Raw genomic sequence first — 24,246 nt, forward strand, 5'->3', positions numbered from 1 at the left:
GGTTCCACTTCTGTCCTCAGGTCGCCGCAAGGCGATAGGATGACATGAGTGGAAGGCATGTTTCAGGCTGCTTCCTCAACCTGGCTCATGTATCCCGGCTGAAACGAACAGAGTTGTCCAAGTCAAGTACACTAACCAAAATGTTGCTGTTCACCGACATGAACAGCAGCGGGATAGTATGCTTTTGGTCCGGAATAAGGGCGGTGGTTTCTTACCAGCTTCCACTGCTGTGCAGGCTAGTCTTGCTTTTTCTGGATCAAATCAAGCGCGAAAAGGGCGTTTGGTGAATGCCTTGGCAGTAAGAGGCGATGAAAGACGTGATACTCTGCGATAAGCCATGGGGAGCTGAGAATAAGCTTTGATCCATGGATTTCTGAATGGGGCAACCCACCTGATACTGTGTTATTATTGCTCGTTCGCGAGCAGCTAATAATGCGGTAAAACAGGTACTTTTAACCTGAATACATAGGGTTAAAAGAGCAAACCCGGAGAACTGAAACATCTAAGTACCCGGAGGAAAGGACATCAATTGATACTCCCCTAGTAGCGGCGAGCGAACGGGGACTAGCCGAGCCTTGAGAGTGACTAGAACATGTTGGGAAGCATGGCCATAGCGGGTGACAGCCCCGTATAGGAAGCTCGATAGGACGTATTAAGTAGGGCGGAACACGTGAAATTCTGTCTGAAGATCGGAGGACCACCTTCGAAGGCTAAGTACTCCTTACTGACCGATAGTGAACCAGTACCGTGAGGGAAAGGTGAAAAGCACCCCGACGAGGGGAGTGAAACAGTACCTGAAACCGAACGCCTACAATCAGTCGGAGCTTGACTGGACTCTAATAACAATCTGCTTCATCAAGACGATATAACGTCGGATTGAGGAGCAATAACGTGTCGGACATAATCGGTATCTCGGACGGAACCTTTGCGGTTGTCGGTCTTATCTTCGGTCTTACGGACATGGCTATAAACCATTGTCCGAACGAAGGATGCCTGGCGCGAAACGAAGTGCCGGGATACACAAGCGCCTCGATTGGTGAGACCTACTTTCAGGAGGCTCACCAAGGCGAAGAGCTTTACATCCGGCGCGACACGAAGCTGGCCTTTGGCCCCTTCCAGAACATCTATGGTGCGTCGCTCAGCAATGACGGCGAATTCTGGGTCGGAGCAGGCCATGCATGGACGCAGCCTTACTTTGATAAGAGGGCTTACATCCAGCTTCACGCCATGACCGGCCTTTACTCAAAGGGCGATGGCGTTGATCTCGGAGGTCCGATCGAATTCAGATCGGGGATCGAGATCGGGTATCAGGCGCGCAACGGTGTGCGTGTGGGCCTCGGGTTCGATCACAGGTCGAATGCAGGGCTCTACAGCCAGAACCCCGGCCTCGAGACGATACACCTGCGGGTCTCCATCCCAACGAAATGATTGTTATTAGTGTCCAGTCTTGTGACGGCGTACCTTTTGTATAATGGGTCATCGACTTGGTCTATCTAGCAAGCTTAAGCCGTTAGGTGTAGGCGCAGCGAAAGCGAGTCTTAATAGGGCGAATGAGTTAGATGGATCAGACCCGAAACCGAGTGATCTAGGCATGACCAGGATGAAGGTAAGGTAACACTTACTGGAGGTCCGAACCCACATCTGTTGAAAAAGATCGGGATGAGTTGTGCCTAGGGGTGAAAGGCCAATCAAACTCGGAGATAGCTGGTTCTCTGCGAAATCTATTTAGGTAGAGCGTCATCCGAATACCCTCGGGGGTAGAGCACTGGATGGGTAATGGGGCCCCACAGGCTTACTGATCCTAACCAAACTCCGAATACCGAGGAGTACTAGATGGCAGACACACAGCGGATGCTAACGTCCGTTGTGGAGAGGGAAACAACCCTGACCTCCGGCTAAGGCCCCTAATTCATGGCTAAGTGGGAAAGCAGGTGGGACGACCAAAACAACCAGGAGGTTGGCTTAGAAGCAGCCATCCTTTAAAGATAGCGTAACAGCTCACTGGTCTAAATAAGTTGTCCTGCGGCGAAGATGTAACGGGGCTCAAGCCATGAGCCGAAGCCGAGGAGTGCGTATGCACTGGTAGCAGAGCGTAGTGTGACATAGTCTCATTCCTCCTTAGCGGGCTTGCCCGCATTGGAGGAGAGAGGCTTTCGATGAAGCGGGCGCGTGAGCGATCCCGTGGAGAGATCACTAGTGAGAATGATGACATGAGTAGCGACAAACAGTGTGAGAGACACTGTCGCCGAAAGTCCAAGGGTTCCTGCTTAAAGCTAATCTGAGCAGGGTAAGCCGACCCCTAAGGCGAGGCCGAAAGGCGTAGTCGATGGGAACCAGGTTAATATTCCTGGGCCAGATGGAAGTGACGGATTGTGAAGGTTGTTCACCCTTATTGGATTGGGTGGGCCGCTAATCAGTCCCTGGAAATAGCTCCATCATAAGATCGTACCCTAAACCGACACAGGTGGACTGGTAGAGAATACCAAGGCGCTTGAGAGAACGATGTTGAAGGAACTCGGCAAAATACCTCCGTAAGTTCGCGAGAAGGAGGCCCAGTTTCTACGCAAGTATTGGCTGGGGGCACAAACCAGGGGGTGGCGACTGTTTACTAAAAACACAGGGCTCTGCGAAGTCGCAAGACGACGTATAGGGTCTGACGCCTGCCCGGTGCCTGAAGGTTAAAAGGAGAGGTGAGAGCCTTGAATTGAAGCCCAGGTAAACGGCGGCCGTAACTATAACGGTCCTAAGGTAGCGAAATTCCTTGTCGGGTAAGTTCCGACCTGCACGAATGGCGTAACGACTTCCCCGCTGTCTCCAACATCGACTCAGCGAAATTGAATTACCTGTCAAGATGCAGGTTTCCCGCGGTTAGACGGAAAGACCCCGTGCACCTTTACTACAGCTTCGCACTGGCTTCAGGCACAACTTGTGCAGGATAGGTGGTAGGCTTTGAAGCAGGGACGCTAGTTCCTGTGGAGCCGCCCTTGAGATACCACTCTTGTTCTGCTTGAAGTCTAACCGCGGTCCGTTATCCGGATCCGGGACCCTGCGTGGCGGGTAGTTTGACTGGGGCGGTCGCCTCCTAAATCGTAACGGAGGCGCGCGAAGGTTGGCTCAGAGCGGTCGGAAATCGCTCGTTGAGTGCAATGGCAGAAGCCAGCCTGACTGCGAGACTGACAAGTCGAGCAGAGTCGAAAGACGGCCATAGTGATCCGGTGGTCCCGAGTGGAAGGGCCATCGCTCAACGGATAAAAGGTACGCCGGGGATAACAGGCTGATACTGCCCAAGAGTCCATATCGACGGCAGTGTTTGGCACCTCGATGTCGGCTCATCTCATCCTGGGGCTGGAGCAGGTCCCAAGGGTACGGCTGTTCGCCGTTTAAAGAGGTACGTGAGCTGGGTTTAGAACGTCGTGAGACAGTTCGGTCCCTATCTGCCGTGGGTGTAGGATACTTGAGAGGAGTTGCCCCTAGTACGAGAGGACCGGGGTGAACGATCCACTGGTGGACCAGTTGTCGTGCCAACGGCAGTGCTGGGTAGCTATGATCGGAAAGGATAACCGCTGAAGGCATCTAAGCGGGAAGCCCCCCTCAAAACAAGGTATCCCTGAGGACCGTGGTAGACCACCACGTCGATAGGCCGGAGATGTAAGCACAGCAATGTGTTCAGTTGACCGGTACTAATTGTCCGATAGGCTTGATTTGATCCAGTAATAGCCAGACTTCGTTCCTTTGGGGACGCTGAGCTGACTGGTCAAAAGCATACACACCTTGTGTACTGACTTGGAATTCAGAGGTTTTTCTCGGTTTGGTGGTCATAGCAAGAGCAAAACACCCGGTCCCATCCCGAACCCGGTCGTTAAGTGCCTTAGCGCCAATGGTACTGCGTCTTAAGGCGTGGGAGAGTAGGTCGCTGCCAAACCTAGTAAAACCTCTGAGAGTATCTCTCTTTCGATGTAACCTCACCTGACCATTATCTTGGCCCGTGAGGCACAAATTGGCGCGGGGTGGAGCAGTCCGGTAGCTCGTCAGGCTCATAACCTGAAGGTCGTTGGTTCAAATCCAACCCCCGCAACCAAATATACCTAAGAAATATCAAATACTTAGGCCGCGCTCAGGGTGACTTTTGCATGTCGCGCCGTGTTGCAACCCCGTGCGACACATTCCCGAAAGATTCCAAACCCTTACGATGAGCCCCGGTTCCTCCGTGCAATACCAATGCGACACGGGACAGCGGCGATATTCCGCATACGTTCGCGGCTGACGCCGAGTGCAATCTTGGCCAGTTGCCGCCTTTTTGCATTGACCACCGATCGCGGATTCCCGATCCTTCCCATATGCTTCCATTCTCGACCGAATTCCCCGTCCTACCTAGCGCCAATCGAGCCGCCTTCGTGGCGGAAGTGGTTGCCTGGATCCGAGGCATGCAGCATCAGACTGTGCTCTCGAGCAGATCTGAGGCAGAGCTTGACGGAGCCAATGTTCACGTCCGGTCGGCTAATGGTGAAGAACTCCGCATGCGTGAGCTCCAGACGAACGAAGGCTGGAGCGCAATCGGTATTCGGCACGACCTTCCCGATGATCTCGGGCGGGCCTGGCGGACGGAATGCGTCCTGAAACGTGCTGCCGCAGAGGGTGGGCAGGGCTTGGTTCGTCTTCGGACCCAGTGCATAGCTTCGACACCGGGAGCACGACTCGACACCCCGCGAAAGCCGTACCTGATCAAGGCGCTCTTGAAGAACGGTTGGGGAGGAAAAGACCAGCAGTTCAGCGTCACCGATCAACCTGTCTGGCTCGAGAACAACGATGCCGGCCTTGCATCAGCCAAATCAATGGCTCTGGGCGAAGCGGCAAAATGGCTGCCGACCGTCTACGTGTCGGCGACAGGGGCATCTGCCTGGCTGCTCAGCCAGCGGGAAATTGAGAAACTTGCCTATGACCTCGGCGGAATTGCGCATGTCGTTGTCGAACCAGATCGAGCGTTCTCGTTTCATCTTCGCGACGAGACAGAGGGCCGCAACGCCTATGGGGGGACGGTTGGTTTGTCAGCTCCCGGACAAGGTATCGTTAGGCGATACTATCTCGGGTGGCAGATCCAAGACGGTAAAGAGCTGGCTGCCGCGATTGTGGCAGCGGCGTCGACCTGGCGGAGTCAGATGCCAGCCTTCGGTTGGGACTGGACCGAGCTGCAGGAGCAGGCTCTCCGCGTTCAGCGCGAACGTGAGAAGGATAGTCTGACCGAGGCAGAATGGGACCAGCTGCATCAGGAGCAGATTGACAACCTGCAGGACAGAATCCGCGAACTTGAGCAGCAGCTAAGCGTAAGTCCGGCTGCGAGCCTCGGCACGGATGAGGCTGAGTTCTCCACCGACAATCTCGTTCAGAGGGTCGGTCCGGAGGTCTATTCCGGCGAGATATCTGACAGACTCCGGTTTGCGGCGAAAACGACCTTGTTTGTCGCCGAACAGATCGGGCTCGATGCCAGGCCCAAAGCCATTCTTCAGCGCGTTGTCGAACGCCTACCCGCGTCGCCCGCGCTCGCCGAACTCTCGAAGGATCTTGAGCGAGCGACCAAAGACCCCAAGCGGATTGCCAGTGAACTGACTTCGCTCCTCGCCCGACATGGCTATTCGGAGAAGTCCGACAACAAGCACATCCGACTTGAAGCGAACAAGGGCTTTGACGGCCTGGACTCAATCACGCTTCCGAAGACCCCGAGCGAGAACAGGGGCCTCAAGAATCTTCGGAAGCAGATCGAGCGCACATTGGGCATGACCAAACTTGGCGATTGAGCGATCCTTACGCCGCGGCCGTCGCCACGCCATCCAGCCGAACCGCGACGCCGGTGACGCCGCCCCCTGCGGCCTCGACAGCGACGCCGATGGGGAAGCGTCCAGTGCCAGGCGTGTTCACCTGTTTGGCGGTGTTGTCCCACGCCACGCGCGCGCCGATGGCCAGTACAGCGGCGCTGGCTTTTGGCAGCGTGTAGATGCCGGTAGTGGCCAGTTCGAGGGGATCGCCCTCGGTGGCCGAGTAGGCCGCGATGCCGAAGACGCTGCCAACGACCAGCCCGTCGCCAGATGCGATGCCGCCTGCCGGCGTTGGCACGGTAATTACCTTGCCGTTCTGGATATATGTTTTCATGGTCAGAGCCCTTTCGAGGATTGGATGCGGACGACGGAGACGCGCCCCGCGGTGCCCGTGATCTGCCGGTTAAGGTCCGCGAGCGCAGCGGCCATTTCGCCATCGCTCGCGTAGGTGATCCGCTTGCCGTCGTATTCGACGGTGCGGACGCCCTGGTAGCGCGCGGCCATCAAGGCGTCCCGCCAGGCGGTGAGTTGGGCGAGGTCGGCCATCACGCACCCGCGTTCATGAACCAGCCGCGGTGGTCGATGAAGCCCGCGCCGAAGTCCAGGATCACCCGGATTTCAACACCATCCACGTCCCAGCCAGACCGGCTTTCCACCTGCGGACCTTCAGCGCCCGAAAGGTAGGCAAACTCCAGCCCGTCGATTTCACCGGGATCGGCGGTGACATACCAGCGCGTGGCGCTCGACAGCCGAGGTTCGACCACCATCGAGAGCGATCCCGAAAAAGGGTTCGCATCTGCTGCGGTGGCAGGCGAGATCGAGGCCAGCCACTTCTCGGCGGTGGTCTCCAGCGCGGGCGGGACCAGCAGGTTGCGCGGGGTCACGCGGATTGTCCTGTCCTCGATCCCCTTCTGGGTCCGCAGCGCCAGCCGCGCCGCCGACAGCGTCGCATCGGAAATCACCGCGCCCGAGCCAGCCTTGTTACCGTGATCGGCGTGGAACAGCGTCTTGCCGTCCGACATCGTCGGCCCGTTGCCGCTGCCATTCTCAAGGAGGGTCACGAGGATCCGTGCTTCGGTCTCTGCTGCAGCCTGACCCATGCGGCGGGCGAGGTCCGCGAACGCGCCGAGGTCGTCGTTCACCAGAACCTGCCGCGTGATGCCGATCTTGCGTGCCCAAGTCTCGACCTTGTAGGCCTCGCGCGCCTCGGCCATCGTGCCGGCCTTGATTTCGCCGTGCTCGTTGAGCTTTTCCAGCAGCGGCGCCTCGCCCAGCATGATCTTGTTCACCGCGCGGAAATCCCGGGCCGTGGTCTGGCGGCCGAGGCGGCGGATTCCCGACGGCGCAGTCTGATAGGCATCGCGCAGCACGCGCCCGACCGTGTCCCCAAGGATGATGGGGAAGTCGGAGGTGGTGTGCAGCGCGCGTGTGATAATGCTCGCAGGCGACAGCGCCATGGCGGACTCGCCGCGCAGCGTCAGCAGTTCCTTGGCCATGTCCACGGGTGTGGCATAGGCGTAGCGTCGTGCAGGCTCGCTCAGGTCGTGGCGCGGATTGATCCGCGCATAAAGCGCCTCGCCCATCTGTCGGGTGCGCAGGGCGGGATCATCCTGGCTTTCGCCCATCTCTACGCGCACCTGTTCAGTGCGGATCGCCGGTGCACTGCGTGTGGCGAGCGCCTCGAAAGCGGCGCGGCGTGCTGTTTCGGGATCGGCAGCTGCGTCGATCTGGCTATCGACCCAGGACTGGTCGAGCCCGGCGATGCGGCCGATGGACCGGATCTCGGCATTGGTCGCAGCGCGGGTCTGAGCATCGTTTCCGTCCGGAATGGTGCTCGCGCGGCGCTGCACATCGTTGGCAGTACCAACGATGTCTCCACGGCGTTCAGCATTGTTGTCGTCTGCAACATTGCTCGGTGTTTCTGTCATTTCTTTCTCCATGCGAATATGGGCGCCGGGGTCGGCGGGTGTCGGGACCAGGGAAATTTCGTGGGGTGCCCAGCGCACTGCGGTCAGCACGCGCGTGCCGTTTTTGGCCGTTTCGGCCCAGTCCTCGACGGAGTAGCCGACCGAGACATGCCGCAGGATGCCTGCCAGCACGTCCTGCCAAACCGGTTCAACTTCCGGTCGGGCCGAGAACTGGATGACAGCCGTGCCACGCTTGCCATCAACGCCAGCGCTGCGGACCGAGCCCAGCACGTCGCGCACGGCGGTTTGGCGGTGCGCGTCCAGGACGCTGGCGCCTTCGAGGCGCGACAGGTCCACCGCCTGCGGATCGAGACTGAGCCGTTCAATATACTGCCCGGCCATGTCGCGGCGGCGCACCGGCGAGCCTGTGGACCAGATAACCTCGACGGTGCGGGCTTCTGCGTCAGCCGTCGAGGGTGCCAGCGTCGCGCGGCGGGTCAGCAGTTCGATTGTATCAGCCATCTTCGGACTCCTTCTTTGGCGGCCCGCTCGTTTGGCCGAAGGTCAGACCCAGCACATCCGCGCGCCCCTTGTCGGCGGCAATCTCGGCATCGACCTGCTCGGCGTCGTAGCCGCGCTCGGAGATGGCCTGCGACCGGCTCTTGAGCCCAGCGCCGATCGCCAGAATTTCGGCTTCCACATCCTTCTTGGGATCGACGTAGTCGAACTTTGGCGGCAGCCATTCGCAGCCGAGATAGGCATCGGGGTTCCGGTCGAAGTCCCGCGCGGGCAACTCGCCGGTCAGCACCGCGAGACGGACGAACCGCTCCCAGACCGGGCGGCAGAACAGGTGCACCACCACGTTATGCTGGAGCTGCTCGACGCGGCGGCGGAATTCGATCAGGCCCGCTCGGATCGAGGAATAGGTGACGCCCTCCAAGTCGCCTGAGACCAGTTCGTAGGGTAGGCCGAGCCCCGCTGCGACGGCACGGAGATGGTTCTTCACGAATGGCGCGTAGGCCTCGTTCTCGGTCGGATTTGAGAAGCGGATGTCGCTGCCTGGCGGCAAAGGGATCAGACTGCCGGGTTCCATGCCCACGGTCAGCGCGCCGCCGGTGTTGGTGCCCGAGAGCCCGCCCGCCGTGCCGTCGGGATCGGTGATGAAACCGGTGAACAGCGCCGCGACCTTGGCCTTGACCAGCGCGGCGTCCTCGAACTGGTCGAGCTCGTGCAGCCGTAGCAACACCGGTGCGAGCCATGTAATCCCGCGCAGCTGGCCCGCGCCGAGCGGCTTGAACAGGTGCAGGCAATCGGCGGCGGGGACGCGGATCGGATCGATGTGATGCGATCCCAGCGGATCGCCCGGGCGGGAGGACAACATTCGATATGCAACCCGGCGACCTGCGGCATCGAACTCGATGCCCGCGCGGATCCGCGCCCCGCCGCCGATCTCGCGGTGCAGGTCCATGGGAACCTGCTCGCGATCCAGAAGCTCGAGGTGAAGGGGAATGCTGCTGGCGTCGCCGTTCACGCGCATCCGCGCGAAGCTCTCGCCGCTTTCGACCATTGCGCGCACGGCCATGGCCTGCAGCCCGTAAAAGTCCGCAAGCCCGCCCAGATCGGCATGATCGGTCCAACGCAGCCAGAGTGCTTGCAGCTGCTCGCGCACCGCGCGGTCGGGATGCGTGGATTGTGGCTTGATACCAGCGCCGACGACATTGCCGACCAGGCTGTCCACCGACGCCGCGACCCACGGGTTGTTTCGCGCATACCAACCGGCCCGCCGTGCCGCCGTGGTCGCGCCAGCCAGGACCGCCCCGTTCAGCCCGTCGACCGTCCGCGCCCCCTCCCAGCGCCGCCCGCCACCTGCAGCGTCGAAACCTCGAGCGCGCGCGAGGCCGAGAAGGCGATGGAGGAATGTCCGCATAGGCAGGAGAATCGCACTAAATGGACCTTCAAGCTATTGGGAATGTTTGGGAAATCTCGGAAGCACCTGCACCCGTCTCACGATCGCTTCCGACCGGATTGTGTTTGAGGAATGGCGCCAGTAGAAGGAGATATGGCGAGACGTAAGGCATACACCGAAGTCAAAAAGTTTGCTCAAGTACGAGCTGACCATGTCAAAGACATGGGAGACGTTGTTTTCAAGGTGTTTCAGTGTTTCAACCCTCAGTGCGAACAGATCATAGCAGTCCGGGAAGACACACTGGGCGAGGATTTCGAGATTGAGTGCCCCGCGTGCGGGTATGTGCACCGGATGGGTGACGCTCAAAAGTTTTACGATTATGAGCTCTGGAACACGACCAACAACACAAAGATTGAGGATGGCTCGTTCGAAATCTTGATCGATGACTACGTCGCCGAGGCGATGCAGTACAAATATTGCATCATCTGTAACTCTCTGAAACCACTAGAAGCATTCCATAAACACGCGCCGAGAAAATCTGGGAGACAAGGTGAGTGCCGTCTTTGCAAGACAGTCTACAATGGAATAAAGAACCAAACACGAATAACGGACCAGCACCGAGAAGCTGCGCAAAAGAGACGTCTTTATCTGGACATCACCGGACCAGGTAAGATCGACAGCGGTCGTGTTCGAAAGCGGTTTGACAACAAGTGCTTCAAGTGCGGATGTGATCTGAGCAATCCAAAAGAAGGACACCTGGATCATACGCTGCCGGTTTCACTCCTCTGGCCCTTGACGACAGACAACGCAACATTGCTGTGCGGACTTCACAACGGACAGAAGTCAGGTAGCTGGCCTAGCGACTACTATACGGATGCCGAATTGAAGCGTTTGGCGATTAGAACTGGTGTACCCTACGAGACACTTCGGGGCCCTGCACATATCAATCCAGACGCTCTTGACGCTCTCAAGAACAAGATCTTCGTTGATCAACTTCTTGCAAAATACGCCGCATACATCGACGAGATCATCAAGGTCAGAAATCGAATCTTGAAGATGACAGGATTTGACTTCTTTTCTGTCTCGACGTCGATCTCAAAGAGCATCATCGAACACGCTGACAAGCAGCTCGGCGGTACAGGCGGCTAGCTCTGAAGTACGAGGTATTGGTGAGCCGTCACGGAGCCTTTATCTCGGAGACCGTGCTTCTCACAGTGCTCAACACTTTCGGAAAAAACGTCAAACGTTCTAAAGAATGGTCGTGCGACTTTCGCAATTTCTTCAGCCATGTCGCACTTCTTACTCTCTCCGAGGTGCAAAACCAAGAACCCCCCAGATTTCAGCCGTTCGCGCGACTGCCGAATGATCGGCTCATAGACATCAAACCCAGACTTCTGGCGCTCATCGATGTACGTTTGTGGCTGCGTTTTGAAGTCGGCGGCCTCCCATCCTGAAAACCACAAGCGCATCCAATTCCCGAGATAGAAGCGCGTGCTATCAAAAAAGGGCGGAGAAGTGATAACTGCATCGATGTTGTCAATTTCGTCCGGCCAAGGATCGGTTGAATCCATCTGCCAAATATAACCTTCTCGAAATCGATCTCCTCGATCAACTTCAAGGCTGCGTGCGATCTTGGTGCGAAGCCGCTCCATCAGACTCCTGTACTCGAACGGCCCAGTCGGAGAATATGGCGTAAGTGGGTGTGATCGTCTGCTAAGGGCATATGGCCTATTTCCGTGCAGGATGTGCTGTAAAGCGGCGTGGACCATAGAAAATGCGGGCGAGGGAGAGTCGTGTAACCTCATGAATTCCCGGGCGCCTAGAACCTCTCGGAAAGTTTCTGGATGGAAGTAATCATCAAGTTTCTTGTTGAATCGGATTTCTCGTGCATTCTGGAGTTCCTCATCAGTAGACTGATAGATGGACAAGAAGGTCTCAAGCTCCTCCAAGACCGCATCAATTTCATGTCGAGCCGGGCATGTAAGTTTTGCGTGGGAGATCCGAAATGCTGAAGGGCTTATCTCAAGGGCAAACGAAGTTGCGCCGCGCAGGGACGCCTCGAACGGGATCGTGCCCACGCCCGAGAACGGGTCCAGCATAGAACCACCGTCTCCGACGAAAATGTCTACGAGGCTCGATGCAATTGCGGGCTTAAGCTTGCCTTGGTACGAGCAAAGAGAGTGGAGCTTATTTCCCCAGTTGCGCGCGGCCATTCCGGGTTCGCGATGTGGTAGACTCGTCTTGAAGGACTGCCATTTCGAACGCGTGGAGATGCGCTCCACACGACCCTTGGACGGCTTCTCCAGGACCAGTAGGGACTGCCGTAGTTTCTGCCCACTACGCGACATGCGCTCGCGAAGCGTTATGTCGTCTTTCAGTTCAAAGCCGAGGCGTTCGCCGATCTCAACGATCAGTTGATCCGTGGGCACATGGACCCCGCCATAGACACTATCTCCGATGTCAATGCAGACGCGACCATGCTCCGGTAAAGCGGCAAGAGCTGGACGGAGCGCCTCATGCATGTCGTTGAAGTATGTCCGTACCATTGCCGGAATGCGTTGATCGTAGGCGCATGCTGTTATTTCGTCCACGAGCAGGTCGAGCTTCTCGGACTCGTACCTGCCGTCGCGCCGCTTTGACTTGGCTTTCGTTACGTCGTTGATGCCGGCCGTAATCGCTTGGACCCGGAACGCGCTCAGATCGGCCTTCGAGGTGAGATACCCTAGAAACCAGAGCTCGACCTTCGTGTTGCGGAAATAGTTCGTCCCATTCAGATATGGCGGGGAGGTGATTATTGCATCTATGCCATCGGCATAGTGATTTTCGAGCGCGCTCATTCCAACCTGCAAGATTGAGCCGCTCGAAGGTGTCAACTCATGGACATCGTTTGCGATCAGTTCCAGTGAAGCAGCGAAGACTTCGATAAAGTCCTCGGTTCCGCGTTTCTCCTCAGTCTCTCTTTTGAAACGCAGGTCACCTCTGCGAATGAGTCTTGAGGCTGGAATAAGGCTGCGGATCGCCGCGACCTCAGCAAGTTGGCGGACCTCATCGTTTCGGATTTCATCCAAAATGGTACGAGCGCGTAGAATACTTTCGTACTGGCTAGCTGAAAAAAACACGCTGGTCCCAAAGGTCTCGCGATATGCGACATCCAGCTTCTGATGTGCCGGGTACTCAACCATTTGGTCTCGGGTGATCTGTGCGATCGCCATTAGCTTTTCGGCATATTCACGACGCTTCTCACAGGTCAGCGTTCGCGCCAGCGACTTGGCCTTGATAACGTGAATACAAAGCGGGCTTACATCCGAAAAAAGACCTGTTTTACCGAGACCCATGATGGTGATCGGCGTCGTGCCTGATCCGGCGAATGGATCTAGGACACGCTCTGCACCATCGCAGTATCTGCTATATACCTCCCATACAAAATCCGGAGAATATCCTTCAAGATACGGGAACCAATTGTGCAACGGGTCGTGGCGTCCCCCTGCATATGTTACTTGTAGCTGGTCCTTGAACGCACCTTCGTCGGTAAGAAGGCCAGATGATACATGTTCTCTCAGTCGAACTTTGCAGAAATGGTTGACGTTTAGGCTTACATTTTGTGCTGCGCGTTCGAGTTCATCAAAACTGTCCACACCGATTAGCTTCCGCAAACGGGCACTGCTGAGGTGCTCGATGCTCTGGAAAAGACTGGCGTCGTCCGGCCCAAAGGCAACAGTAAGTCCCCGGCGCCCTCGATGATTACCCGCAAGGTCGGCGAAGTAGATTGTTTTGTGGTGCTGCACTGCCCGCCCCGCCCCTTGTTCCCGGGATGTTCATTTTGGTTGTAGGTACCATTGAGGATCTTAAGCGTCCACTGGGAAATGAACTCCTTGGCTAGTTACCGCATCCACGCCGACCGGATCGGGGCGCAGGCCCTTCTCCCATGCGCGCAGGATGTCTTCGGCGCCGTCGAACCCGAGGTCGAGCTCCGCGGTCAGGTCAGATGTTGCCTCCTCATCATTCAAGCGAGACCCGGAGGTCGGCCATTGCGTCGAGCTGCTCTCGGACATGGGTTTCCAGCACCCTTTGCAGGATCGCAGTCTCGATCGTCACGGGCGTCCCGGATGCACTCTCCATATCTGCGGACAATTGCGCGGCCATGAGGGCGGCCACGCGGGTGGGCCAGCTGGTCCAGACATCGCGCTCCTGCCGGGCGAGGCGAAAGACCAGCGTTTCGGCGCGGGCGCGATCGACCAGCGCGCCCTTCTTGCGCTGGATCGCCAGCTGACGCTCCTGCGCCTGGTAGACGGTCAGCGCGGTGCGCGCCTTGAGATAGGAGGCGCTGTCGCCCGGCCCGGAGACGGGACCGGCCTCAGCGCTGCCGCTGCCCCCTATCCCGCCCCGCGCGCGCCTCTGCTGATCGGGATCGGTCATCCCGCCCCGGCGCGCATCGGAGGCTGCGGCATCGATCGAGCCATCGGCAAACAGCACCAGCCGACCGGTCTTGCGCGCCTTTTGCACCGCGCCGCGCGAGAGCCCGGCATGGGCGGCGTAGGCGCGCTCGGACAGTCCCTTCATGGCGCCTGAAAGCCCTCTCAAGATATTGGAAATAAACGCGGAAAGACGTCTATTTGAGTTGATTACACTCTCTGGTCGAGCGATTCTGTTCCCCACAGGGCAGGCGCATCGTGCACCGCCACGCAGAAGTCGGAGACAGCCCATGACCATCGCAGAGCGCTACAACGCCGAGGCCGCCCGCCTGCTGCCGCACATGGCAGAGGGCCTGGCCGTCGCGCCGACCATCACCACCGCGGACGAGATCGACGAGATCGTGTTCCGCCGCAGCGAATTCCTCGGCGGGATGGCCTGCGCCATCCTCGCCATGATCGACCAGCAGGATCGGGGAGCCTGACCATGAACCCGATCACCACCCCACGCCACCAGCTGCGCGCCGGGAAGGCGCGCAAGAACCGCGAAGCCGCACTTGCCGCTTTCATCGGAAAGAAAGCCGAGATCGACGAGAGGCTCGCCCGGCTGCAGGCGCTGAGCGACGATCATTTCGAGACCCACCCGGACGAGGTGGGCTGGGCGATGGTCGGCACGCTCGAGCATTACGCGAGCCTCCTGAAGCGCATCACCGACAGCGCCTTCGGTGAGGGTGAATTCGCCGAGTAACCCTCGGAGCGCCCCGCCACCATGGCGGGATGAGCCTGTCCCGTGGCCCCGGTGGGGCCGCGTAAGCCGGGCGAATGCCGGTAGAAGGCGGCGCATCCCGCACTGCCCGAGAACACCGGAGACTCCCATGCCCAAACTCACCGATACCCAGTCCATTATCCTCAGCCGCGCAGCCACCCGCCCCGGCAATCTCGCCATGCCGCTGCCCGAGGGGCTGCGTGGCGCCGCCGCGAAGGTGGCCGTGACCAGGATGGTCGAGCGCGGCTGGCTCGAGGAGGTCGATGCCGATATCCGCAAGGGCGAGCCCATCTGGCGCGAGACAGGCGATGGTCATGGCACCACGCTGATCGCGACCGAGGCCGGGCTGGATGCCATCGGGATCGAGCCGGTGGTCGCCAAGGCCGTCGTCGGCACGCGCAAGGCGAAGCCGGACCCCGCGCCGACGTCCGAGGCTCAGAAGTCTCCGGCCATCCGCAGCGGCACCAAGCAGGCGCAGATCATCGCGCTCCTGAAGCGCCCGGAGGGGGCGTCCATCGCCGAGATTGTCGAGGCGACCGGCTGGCAGGCTCACAGCGCGCGCGGCATGATCTCCGGGGCGCTCAAGAAGAAGCTGGGCCTCGCGATCACGTCTGCGAAGGAGGAAGGGCGGGGGACGGTGCATCGGCTCACGTGACACGGGTCCAGGCTCCCGCCGGTCGGTCTGATCGGGAAACCTCAGGTCGGTCTGATCGGGAATCCGCCAAGACCGACCACAAGAGGCAGGCGACGGCTGGGGGGCCGCTTCATCCGATGCTGCGCTTTGGTTGAACAGCAGGTCTGCTGTAGGAAGCGGGGTTTGCAAAGATTCAACGATTCTCCGACAGAGGCCATTCGTGTAGAATGCGGCGAAAGCCGGTTGAGCCCACTTCCGCCCTTCATCGGTCTACCGATATGCTGCAGCGAAGCCTGCCCATTCTGGAAATTCGCGGCAGAGTATCCCCGCCGATCCTTGTGCTGGCCCCGCCGATGAAGCTGCCAAATCGGCTTGAAACGCCGTCCCGAGGCTCAACATGGAGATAGAGTGACGATATGCGTTGGCGGAACTCGCCTGCGTTATTCCATGCCTTCTACGATCAAATCGGCACACGAATCAGCCACTTCCGACTGATACTTTTCGCTCACATTGTCGACCCAGCCAGCCTCGACCACGAAGTTGTCACGCTGATAGCTCCGTTCTTCCTTCAATAAGGCGATCTGTTCCGGCTCTTGCTCGGCCTTGGCGACGCAAAGGGGTGTGAAGGCCTGAACGACGGCTGATTCCGCACTGGCGGATTGCATCTCGGACGCTGTTCCACCAGTCACCCATCCGCCCCAGGCAAATCCGATCACGATCGCGACGATGGCACCACCGATGGCACCCCACACTGCGGGTTTGGTAGATTCGGGAATATTCATTGCTGATCCTTTTTCTGTGAGCTCCCGCCCGTGGAGGAGCTGCCTGCAAAGACGGAATTCTTGACCAATAACGCATTTTACTCTCTGACGTGATCAAGGAGTATCATAAAAAAAACGCGAGCACACGACTGTTAATGGCGTTTCTGATGGCCGAGCGCGCGAGGCGTGCATCGCACGATCCAAAGCCTGCTGGGGGCGTAGATGAAACGACAGATCCCGCCAAGCGTCAGCATCCTGCTCAAGGAAGACCCCGGGCAGCGACCCCGACCGCGACAATTCGGTTCGGCCTGCTTTCGAGGATGTCGGGTTTGGAAAAGTCCGATTTATCAGCCCATGACATTAGCGACAGCGCGTTTGTCGATCTCTTAGTCGGGCGTCCGGCAGAAGCGGAACGGCAATCCCGCACGTGCAGCGAACGACCGGACGGTCCGCAGTTAACCAGTTCGCAATCCGCGCAGCGAAGGTCAGCTATCGCAGATTCGGGCCAAGGGCTGTGGGTCCGCTCTGGGCTGGAGCGGTCGTGGCATCCGAATGTGTCAACGGCAAGGGCCTAGTCTCAAGTTTCAAGTGCGACGCACACTATCGCCTTTGTGCGGCCTCGAACTGCCTGCGCAGCGCGTAACTGCGCAGGAGCGATATGCCGGTGAAGACCCCGCCCAGCGCCGGGTTCCCGCCGAGGCTCGCCTGCAGACCGAACCAAGGTAACGCCACGCTCTGCGTGGCGACTGCCAGCGCATATCCCAAGGTGACATTGGTGACAGCATCGATCAGCGACATGCGCCGTGACTGGCTCATGCCGCGAGCCTTCGGGCCTTGAGTGCGGCGAAGCTCTCTCCGGTTTCCGCCAGTACCGCATCTTCGCCGGTGAAGGACTGCCAGCGCTCGATGGCGACATCGACATAGGCCGGGTTCAACTCGACCCCGTAGCAGAGACGCCCGGTCGTCTCGGCCGCGATCAGCGATGTACCCGATCCCATGAAGGGCTCGTAGACCGCCTGGCCGGCGTTCGAGTTGTTCAGGATTGGCCTGCGCATGCACTCGACCGGCTTCTGGGTGCCATGCACCGTCTCGGCATCCTGATCCTTGTTCGCGATCTGCCACAGCGTGGTCTGCTTGCGATCACCGGCCCAGTGGCCTTTGGCCTTGGTCCGGACAGCATACCAGCAGGGTTCATGTTGCCAGTGATAATCGCCGCGGCTGAGCACCAGCCGGTCCTTCGCCCAGATGATCTGCGAGCGGATGGCAAAGCCCGAGGCGGTCAGAGACCCCGCCACCTCGGCGGCATGCAGCGCTCCATGCCAGACATAGGCGACATCGCCTGGAAACAGGGCCCACGCTTCGCGCCAGTCGGCCCGGTCGTCGTTCAGCACCTTGCCCGTCCGCTTCGTCTTCGCGGCACCGGCCTGGTTGCGCCAGGCCGGATCATAGGCCACGCCATAGGGTGGGTCGGTGACCATCAACAGAGGCTTCACGTCGCCCAGCAACCGCCCGACCACGTCGGCAGACGTACTGTCACCGCAGATCAGCCGATGATCCCCCAGTTGCCAGAGGTCACCCGCAACAGACACCGGTATGGCCGGTGCCTCGGGCACATCATCCTCGCCCTCGACCGGGCCATCACCGCCCAGCGCCCCAGGGTCCTGCAGGAGGGCCTCGAGTTCGGCCTCGCCGATGCCCAGCAGAGACAGGTCGAAATCCTCGGCCAGCAATCCCGCGATCTCATCACGCAGCAGGGTCTCGTCCCAGTCGCCCAACTCGGTCAGCTTGTTGTCCGCGATCCTGTAGGCGCGCCGCTCGGCCTCGTCGAGATGGCTGAGCCGGATCACCGGCACTTCGGTCAGCCCGAGCATGGTGGCGGCCAGAACCCGACCATGCCCCGCGATCAGCTCACCATCGTCGGCCACCATGCAGGGCACGGTCCAGCCGAACTGCGCCATGCTGGCGGCGATCTTGGCCACCTGGTCGTCGCCGTGGATCTTGGCATTGCGGGCATAGGGGCGCAGCCGGTCGATCGGCCACGCCTCGATCTCGCTTGGCGCGAAGACAAGGTCCATCGGTGTTCTCTGCTGTGATGAAGGGTGGGCAGACGCATAGGCACGACCGGGCCGGTCGGCAGCAGAATCATCACCCGAGATGTCGGGAAAAGGAAAACGCCCGCGAGGGGTTTCCTCCGGGCGCTATTCTTCGATGATCAAGGGGTACGTCAAGGGGGCTAGAAATGTCAAAGGGTTTTTTGCCGTTGAATCAACATCTTCCCCGACAATCGCCGTAACAGGGCTGCGGGCGGCTTTCCGGGGTGGATTCCTCGGGTGGCTTCCCGCCACGGTGGAGGCCGCGCATGTGGATTCCCTGGATTCCTCCGAGGAATCCACTTGGGCCAAGGGGCGCTCGGCCAAGTCCTTGATAACGAGTCAGAATTCCGGCCCGGTCCGCCGGGGTGGATTCCAGGTGGATTCCCCGGTGAGGAATCCAGTCGCTAGCGAAATCGCGCGCTCAGCCCCCCCGTATACGATCAGCGCCCGGGAGGAACCATGGGAGGGGGGTAGAGGACGTCCAGGCGTCACCTGACGACCGGCAGATCCGAGAGTCGCGTGGTGTAGCGCGGGCTACGATGATCCGCACGCAACTGCCAGGACCGCGACGTGCCCTCGCTGGCCAGCACCATGGTCTTCTTGCCAAACCGACTGTTCACGGCATCCAGCGCGGTCATCAACACAGGCGATCCGCGTGGCGTATCAAAGAGCGTCCTTGGCCGCTCCTCCAGCGGCAGCAGGTCATCCAGAATGACGCCTGCCTTCGTAAAGGCGTAGTTCTGGCGAGCTGTCTTTGGCCAGGCAGCCAGGGCGCAGCGCTTTGCAGCAGCGACAAGATCGAACGTGTCGGAGGACATGGGCGTGAGACGCGTCGTCCTCGACCCAGCATATTGTGGCCGATCCGGGCGATGCCGGTTGGTGTGGAAGAACACGGTCAACGTGCCCGCCACCAACCCGTGCTGTCGCAGCTTTTCCGCGGCGCGCGTCGCGTGCGCAGTGATCGCCTGGAACAGCGTGTCGAAATCCGTCATCGGCGTGCCGGACGAGCGTGTCACCGCCATTCCTTTCCTTTGGGGCTCAACCTCATCGAATGCGATGCAGGGCTCGCCCTGCAGCTCCAGCACGGTGCGTTCCAGCACGACCGTGCCCAGCGCGCGGGCCTGGCGCAGCGGCATGTCTCGCAGTTCCGCCGCCGTACCGACCCCCAGCCCTTGGAGCTTGGCTTGGGTCCTGCGGCCAATACCCCAGATGTCGCCGACGGGGACGAGCGGCAGAAGCCAGTCGGCGAGAGCTGGATCCATCATGTCCAACACGCCCGCGAAGATCGGGTTTTTCTTGGCGATGTCGTTGGCGCACTTGGCCAGGGTCTTGGTCGGTGCAATCCCGACCCGGACCGGGACGCCGACCCGTCGCAGCACATCGAGCCGCATGGCTCGGGCATGTGCTTCCCGGTTCCTGAACCCGCCGAAGTCCAGGAAACACTCGTCGATGGAATAGACCTCGACGTTCGGTGTGTAATCTTCATAGACCGCCACCACGCGCCGGCTGATATCGCCGTAGAGCGTATAGTTGGACGAGAATACACGCACGCCGTGCGCCTCGATCTTGTCGCGGATCAGGTGCACCGGCTCGCCCATCTTGATGCCGAGGGCCTTGGCCTCGTCGCTTCGCGCCACGGCGCAGCCATCATTGTTCGACAGCACGATTACCGGCACACCCTTCAGACTCGGATCAAAGATCCGTTCCGCGCTGACATAGAAGTTCGCGCTGTCGCTGATCGCGATCGGGCGCGTCATGCAAGATCGTACCGCCGCACGACCCCCGCGATGACGCCCCAGATCTCGCTGTCCTCGCTCAGCTCGATATCAGGAAAGCTCTCTTGGCTATTGGCGGGCGAGAGGTAGAATTTGTCGCCCCGTTTGCGCAGGATCTTCGCCGTGACTGCACCGTCAACGACCGCAAGGACTGCGCGTCCGAGGCGTCGTTTCCCGGCGCGGTCAACGGCGATGATGTCGCCATCCCGGATGCCAACATCCCAGAGGCAGTCGCCTTCCACCCGCCACCAGAAGGTCGAGGACGGGTGCCGCACGACCCAGGCAATTGGGTCGATCTCATCCTCGAGATCATCCCCAGCCGGCGACGGAAAGCCCGCACTGGCGCGCGGCAAGCGCAACGGGACAACTTGCCCCTTCGCAAGGACAGGGGCTTCTATCGGATAGACCGGCATCCGCGAATCCTTATATGTTCATGATATGTTCTAGCATAGATCACCCGCCAGGCCATTTGCTGTCAACAAACGAAGTGGCGGTCGTCGCGTCAGCGGCAGGCTGGACGTGATAGGCTGCGAGCTTCGCGCAGAGACATGCCGTCTCGGGGCCGCGCCACTAATTCCCCGAAGCAGGCCCAGAACTTAGACCCAAATATTGGCGATCGTCGGAACTGGCTCCATGGTGGGAAATGGCCGAATCAAAGGGCCCTGACTGCTCACCGGTAAGCACCGCCGTTGGGAACCGCATTGCGAGATTTTGGCTGATGGCAAGTCAGGCCGAGCGCCTGCAGAGGCTGTCGTGAGCCGCTTCCGCAGCAGCCAGCGCCCCCTCCAGAAAGCCACCATCAACCGGTGAAGTTTCTGATCCAGCGAAGATCACACGCGCAGTGGGTGGGATCGCGCTGTAAGCCGGATGGCCTGCTGGTGGCGTCCGGTCGGCCTGCGTGGCGGTGGCGACATCATCGCTCCAGTCTTTGACAAACACGTCATTGGGCGTCGCCGCCACGGGTCCGAACAAACGTGCCAGTTGCGCAATGGCGGCGTCGCGGAATTCCGGGTTACGCGTGGCGCCGGGATGGGCGAACCCGAAGAGCGCGCCCGAACGCGCATCGGCCGGCGACGCATCGTGGATCTCGGCCAGCGGCCCGCGATGCGATATCGCATCGCCGTTCAGCCCGCTGTCCCGCCAGAAGGGCGCATTGTAGGTGGCGACCAGCTTGGCGTGCCCCGCCATCCATGTCGGCACATCGGGAACGGCAACGCCGAAGCCCGCCGTCAGCCGCGGCGGCAGCGCGAAAACGACGCGCGCCGCCCGCATCTCGAAGTTGTCGCCTGACAGCGTCACGCCTGCGGCGTCCTCGGCCACACCGCGCACAGGGTGATTGAGGCGCAGGTTGTCTCCCAGCTGTTCGGCCAAAGCGTCAGTCACGCGCGTCAGTCCTCCTTCGATGCGCAGCGCGCCCCCCATGGTGGCGAAGTCAAGATCACGACGAATTGCGCCATTGGCATCTTCGAAAACAAGACGCCCAGACGCGTATTGTGGAAAGCTGCGCAAACCGAGATACTTGGCAAGCGCCAGCATGCGGTGGTTGTGCGGCCAGATCCAGGAAGGTCCAAGATCATAACCTTGCGGTGACAGCACCCGTCCGCCGGCGCGGTCGCGCGCTTCCAGAATTGTCACGTCACGCCCCTCGGACCGCAGCGCAGTTCCCAGCGCGAGTCCGGAAAGCCCGGCACCGACGATACAAATCTCGGTTTGGTCCATCACGCAAAGTGGTCCGGCACGTGGCGCAGATGCCCGGTCTTGAGCCAGACCCGCGCACCCTCGTCTCCGGCCGTCGCTTCGAACGTACTCCCCACGGGCAGGCGCAGCCAGTCCCAGGGGCCCAGCGTGTCAACACCATCGGAAAGCGATCCCGCGATCACGAAGACCTCGAGGCCACCCGATGCGTCCAGCGATCGCGTCGTTCCCGGCGCCCAGCGCTCCATGGCCACCTGTTCGCGATCATCTTCATGCAGTTCCAGCGTCTCGACGCCAGGGGCTGTCTTGGACCATTCTGTTTTTTCGCTGTCTATCTGGAGCTGCGTGCGATCGGCCGCATCGAACTGGTGCAACTTGACGAGGATGGTCGCGCCGTCTTTCGAGGCAGGAGTGTGCGACGAAGTCGGCGGGTTGCGAACATAGGAGCCAGTGGGAAAGTCACCGTCCTCATCCTGGAAGGTTCCATCGAGCACGAGGTATTCCTCCCCGCCGTCATGGGTATGCGCGGAAAAGGCGCTGCCGGGCTCGAAGCGCACGATGGTGGTGGCACGGGCGACCTCGTCGCCAATCCGGTCCAGCATCCTGCGCCGGACACCTTGCATGGGTGAAGCGACCCATTCGCCATCGGCGAAGCGGACGAGAGCACGCTGGCTGAAATCTGCGTTTACATGCATTGTCTGTGACCCCTATGCATTTCACCTATCGACCATAGGCAGGAGGTTGGATCTGAACCGGATTAGTTCAAGCGTACAAGCGCGTCTGAAACCGGCGCTTGATACCGGTCAGGCCGATGCACCACCTTCCACGAACCGGTCGCTTGTTCAAGCTGCAGGGAGGGACCGGTGTAAGCCCGAAGGGGACGGATAGTGAGCGTCCAACCTGCCGACGCAGCACATGCAGGTCGGGCGGACAGCCGACCTTCGCTGCAGGGGCTCGGACTACACTTTGACAGAGAAAAAGCGGCCATTCGTCGATTGAAGCACCTGAAATTGTTGCTGCTGCCCCAACCAATTTCAGTAATGTGTAGAAGAACGCGCTTGCAATTCATGGCCCGCTTTCCGACAGAAGCCTTTTGAATAGCTTACGGGGTACGGGCCGCGGCGGCGGCCCGCATTCGCGAACTATTTGAGATGTTCAAGCTCGGCGTCTGCCGACAGCGGCTGTGATGCGCCAATTGCCGCATAAAACGCGTCGAGCGCCTCAAGTGAGGAGGCCGGTGCATAACCGTCATTCCCCGAAACAGAGGCGATGGCAAAACGAAGGGACCAGTCGTCTCCGTTCCGACAGGCCACTCCGACATGGCTGTCTCCACCTTGCGCAGTCGTCTCGTATTCCCGACAGAACGCGCCCGCGCTATCGGTGAAGGACGCCACGACGCTGATGCGCCGCCCGTCCGGCAACCGGTCTTCCGCACCCGAGGGCAGCGTGCCAAGCCGCTCCTGCACATCGGCGCTCAGTATGGTCGCCCCTGTCTCCGGTGCGCCAGGGGCAAGAAACAGCCCCGCCGACAGACCGATTGCCAACGCCAGCGAGGCGGCCATCGCCACCGGCTGCCACCGGGATGTCGGACGATGCAGCGGCACCACGTTCTCCGCCTCGGGAGACGTGGTCGCCGCCATCTCGCGAATGCGCGCCTCCAGATCGGGCGACACCGTGGCCTCCGGATTGGCCAGCGACGCCGCCTTCACCCAGTCCGCGCTCTGCGTGAAGAGCGCGTAGCGATCCGCCAGCGCCGGATCGGCGGCAATCTGCGCGTGCAGCCGCGCGGCCTCGTCGCCGTCGATCTCACCATCGGCGAGCGCCATCAATGTGTCATCGTCGATATCCATCGTCACGATCCTTTGCGTTGCACGGCGTCAACGGCCCATCCCGCCCTTTATTCCCACTTGTTCGCCAAGGGCGCGCCGGGCCCGGCTCAACCGGCTCATCACCGTGCCCCGGGGGATGTCCAGCGTCTGCGCCGTCTCGGCATAGCTCAGCCCCTCGACGCAGACCAGATGCAGCACCGCGCGCTGATCCTCGGGCAATGTCGTTATCGCCGCATGCACCGATTGCAGCATCAGCCGGTCATCGGTCTGCGCGGCGCTGTCCACCGGATCGGCCTGCGGGCTGTCATGAATGTCCACCGTCTCGCCCCGCGTCCTGTCGCGCCGGAGCATATCGATCCAGGCGTTGCGCAGGATGCGGAACAGCCACGCCTCCAGCCGCGTCGCAGGGTCGAACTGATGGCGCGCGCGAAAGGCGCGCTCTGCGGTGATCTGCACAAGGTCGTCGGCCACATCCGGCCTGCGGCACAGCGACAGCGCGAAACGCTTGAGGTTGGGCAGGAGGGCCACGACGTCCTCTACAAAAGAATCCTGCATGACCCACACTTGCCGATTGCAAAACTTCGCCGGGGAATAAACCCCTGCTTCTAACGTTGAGCATTAGATGGCATCATTTTCCCAATAAGCAAAAGGAGATTTCCGG

The 24,246-nt window shown here is 60.1% G+C and carries 21 protein-coding genes, 1 tRNA gene and 2 rRNA genes; 8 read left to right on the forward strand and 16 right to left on the reverse strand.

The window, feature by feature from the left end; all coding sequences use genetic code 11:
• Window positions 1–259 precede the first annotated feature (259 nt).
• The 4 genes from V8359_RS08595 (at window position 260) to V8359_RS08610 (ending at window position 5,792) form a co-directional block, all read left to right on the forward strand.
• Window positions 260–3,705: ribosomal RNA gene (locus V8359_RS08595) — 23S ribosomal RNA — on the forward strand.
• Window positions 3,706–3,807: 102 nt separating this feature from the next.
• Window positions 3,808–3,922 (forward strand): 5S ribosomal RNA (gene rrf, locus V8359_RS08600).
• Window positions 3,923–4,001: 79 nt separating this feature from the next.
• Window positions 4,002–4,078, forward strand: a tRNA-Met gene (locus tag V8359_RS08605).
• A gap of 439 nt (window positions 4,079–4,517) precedes the next feature.
• Complete coding sequence (locus V8359_RS08610) at window positions 4,518–5,792, forward strand: hypothetical protein (RefSeq protein ID WP_336428347.1); 1,275 nt, start codon at window positions 4,518–4,520, stop codon at window positions 5,790–5,792.
• A 7-nt stretch (window positions 5,793–5,799) separates the two neighbouring features.
• Here V8359_RS08610 and V8359_RS08615 read toward each other — a convergent pair whose 3' ends face one another.
• From V8359_RS08615 to V8359_RS08630, 4 genes are read right to left on the reverse strand one after another with little or no spacing between them, the layout of a single operon-like run.
• Window positions 5,800–6,144, reverse strand: a complete 345-nt coding sequence (locus V8359_RS08615) for a DUF2190 family protein (RefSeq protein WP_336428348.1) — start codon at window positions 6,142–6,144, stop codon at window positions 5,800–5,802.
• A gap of 2 nt (window positions 6,145–6,146) precedes the next feature.
• The gene (locus V8359_RS08620) at window positions 6,147–6,356 is read right to left on the reverse strand and encodes a phage head-tail joining protein (RefSeq protein WP_336428349.1); all 210 of its coding nucleotides are present in this window, start codon (window positions 6,354–6,356) and stop codon (window positions 6,147–6,149) included.
• A complete protein-coding gene (locus V8359_RS08625; RefSeq protein ID WP_336428350.1) occupies window positions 6,356–8,239 on the reverse strand; it encodes a prohead protease/major capsid protein fusion protein in 1,884 nt (627 codons plus the stop codon). Before V8359_RS08625 ends, V8359_RS08620 begins: the two co-directional genes overlap by 1 nt.
• Window positions 8,232–9,644: a phage portal protein gene (locus tag V8359_RS08630; RefSeq protein WP_336428351.1), complete on the reverse strand. Its 1,413-nt coding sequence runs from the start codon at window positions 9,642–9,644 to the stop codon at window positions 8,232–8,234. Before V8359_RS08630 ends, V8359_RS08625 begins: the two co-directional genes overlap by 8 nt.
• 132 nt (window positions 9,645–9,776) lie before the next feature.
• Between V8359_RS08630 and V8359_RS08635 the strand changes: the two genes are divergently transcribed.
• Window positions 9,777–10,772 (forward strand): HNH endonuclease, encoded by a 996-nt coding sequence (locus V8359_RS08635; RefSeq protein ID WP_336428352.1) that lies wholly within the window; start codon window positions 9,777–9,779, stop codon window positions 10,770–10,772.
• Here the strand turns inward: V8359_RS08635 and V8359_RS08640 are convergent.
• The 3 genes from V8359_RS08640 to V8359_RS08650 are packed head-to-tail and all read right to left on the reverse strand — an operon-like array spanning window position 10,769 to window position 14,183.
• Window positions 10,769–13,408, reverse strand: coding sequence for a DNA methyltransferase (locus V8359_RS08640; RefSeq protein ID WP_336428353.1), 2,640 nt, complete (start codon window positions 13,406–13,408; stop codon window positions 10,769–10,771). The two genes, V8359_RS08635 and V8359_RS08640, sit on opposite strands and share 4 nt — an antisense overlap.
• Before the next feature lie 60 nt (window positions 13,409–13,468).
• The gene (locus V8359_RS08645) at window positions 13,469–13,630 is read right to left on the reverse strand and encodes a hypothetical protein (RefSeq protein WP_336428354.1); all 162 of its coding nucleotides are present in this window, start codon (window positions 13,628–13,630) and stop codon (window positions 13,469–13,471) included.
• On the reverse strand, window positions 13,623–14,183 hold the full coding sequence (locus V8359_RS08650) for a hypothetical protein (RefSeq protein ID WP_336428355.1): 561 nt from the start codon (window positions 14,181–14,183) through the stop codon (window positions 13,623–13,625). The genes V8359_RS08645 and V8359_RS08650 overlap by 8 nt, the downstream gene beginning before the upstream one ends.
• Window positions 14,184–14,325: 142 nt before the next feature.
• Here V8359_RS08650 and V8359_RS08655 point away from each other — a divergent pair, with 142 nt between their 5' ends.
• The 3 genes from V8359_RS08655 to V8359_RS08665 all read left to right on the forward strand — a co-directional run bounded on the left by V8359_RS08655 (window position 14,326) and on the right by V8359_RS08665 (window position 15,453).
• Entirely contained in the window at window positions 14,326–14,517 is a 192-nt protein-coding gene (locus V8359_RS08655; RefSeq protein ID WP_336428356.1) for a hypothetical protein, read from the forward strand.
• Between the two features lie 2 nt (window positions 14,518–14,519).
• The gene (locus V8359_RS08660) at window positions 14,520–14,780 is read left to right on the forward strand and encodes a hypothetical protein (RefSeq protein ID WP_336428357.1); all 261 of its coding nucleotides are present in this window, start codon (window positions 14,520–14,522) and stop codon (window positions 14,778–14,780) included.
• 127 nt (window positions 14,781–14,907) lie between these two features.
• A complete protein-coding gene (locus tag V8359_RS08665) occupies window positions 14,908–15,453 on the forward strand; it encodes a DUF3489 domain-containing protein (protein WP_336428358.1) in 546 nt (181 codons plus the stop codon).
• Between the two features lie 419 nt (window positions 15,454–15,872).
• Here V8359_RS08665 and V8359_RS08670 read toward each other — a convergent pair whose 3' ends face one another.
• From V8359_RS08670 to V8359_RS08710, 9 genes are all read right to left on the reverse strand, one after another.
• Window positions 15,873–16,214, reverse strand: a complete 342-nt coding sequence (locus tag V8359_RS08670; protein ID WP_336428359.1) for a hypothetical protein — start codon at window positions 16,212–16,214, stop codon at window positions 15,873–15,875.
• 579 nt (window positions 16,215–16,793) lie between these two features.
• Window positions 16,794–17,009 (reverse strand): DUF7220 family protein, encoded by a 216-nt coding sequence (locus V8359_RS08675; RefSeq protein WP_336428360.1) that lies wholly within the window; start codon window positions 17,007–17,009, stop codon window positions 16,794–16,796.
• Window positions 17,006–18,268, reverse strand: a complete 1,263-nt coding sequence (locus tag V8359_RS08680) for a site-specific DNA-methyltransferase (RefSeq protein ID WP_336428361.1) — start codon at window positions 18,266–18,268, stop codon at window positions 17,006–17,008. The genes V8359_RS08675 and V8359_RS08680 overlap by 4 nt, the downstream gene beginning before the upstream one ends.
• Window positions 18,269–18,774: 506 nt before the next feature.
• The gene (locus V8359_RS08685; protein WP_336428362.1) at window positions 18,775–20,043 is read right to left on the reverse strand and encodes a Y-family DNA polymerase; all 1,269 of its coding nucleotides are present in this window, start codon (window positions 20,041–20,043) and stop codon (window positions 18,775–18,777) included.
• Window positions 20,040–20,474, reverse strand: coding sequence for a LexA family protein (locus tag V8359_RS08690; RefSeq protein WP_336428363.1), 435 nt, complete (start codon window positions 20,472–20,474; stop codon window positions 20,040–20,042). The genes V8359_RS08685 and V8359_RS08690 overlap by 4 nt, the downstream gene beginning before the upstream one ends.
• A 313-nt stretch (window positions 20,475–20,787) precedes the next feature.
• Window positions 20,788–21,780 carry a flavin monoamine oxidase family protein gene (locus tag V8359_RS08695; protein WP_336428620.1) on the reverse strand — a complete coding sequence of 331 codons (993 nt, stop codon included), beginning with the start codon at window positions 21,778–21,780 and terminating at the stop codon, window positions 20,788–20,790.
• Window positions 21,780–22,451 carry a cupin domain-containing protein gene (locus tag V8359_RS08700; RefSeq protein WP_336428364.1) on the reverse strand — a complete coding sequence of 224 codons (672 nt, stop codon included), beginning with the start codon at window positions 22,449–22,451 and terminating at the stop codon, window positions 21,780–21,782. Before V8359_RS08700 ends, V8359_RS08695 begins: the two co-directional genes overlap by 1 nt.
• A 447-nt stretch (window positions 22,452–22,898) precedes the next feature.
• Window positions 22,899–23,606 (reverse strand): anti-sigma factor family protein, encoded by a 708-nt coding sequence (locus tag V8359_RS08705; protein ID WP_336428365.1) that lies wholly within the window; start codon window positions 23,604–23,606, stop codon window positions 22,899–22,901.
• A 27-nt stretch (window positions 23,607–23,633) separates the two neighbouring features.
• A complete protein-coding gene (locus V8359_RS08710; RefSeq protein WP_336428366.1) occupies window positions 23,634–24,140 on the reverse strand; it encodes an RNA polymerase sigma factor in 507 nt (168 codons plus the stop codon).
• Window positions 24,141–24,246 lie beyond the last annotated feature (106 nt).

Origin of the sequence: Roseovarius sp. E0-M6 (assembly GCF_037083845.1) — a bacterium.
GTDB lineage: Bacteria > Pseudomonadota > Alphaproteobacteria > Rhodobacterales > Rhodobacteraceae > Roseovarius.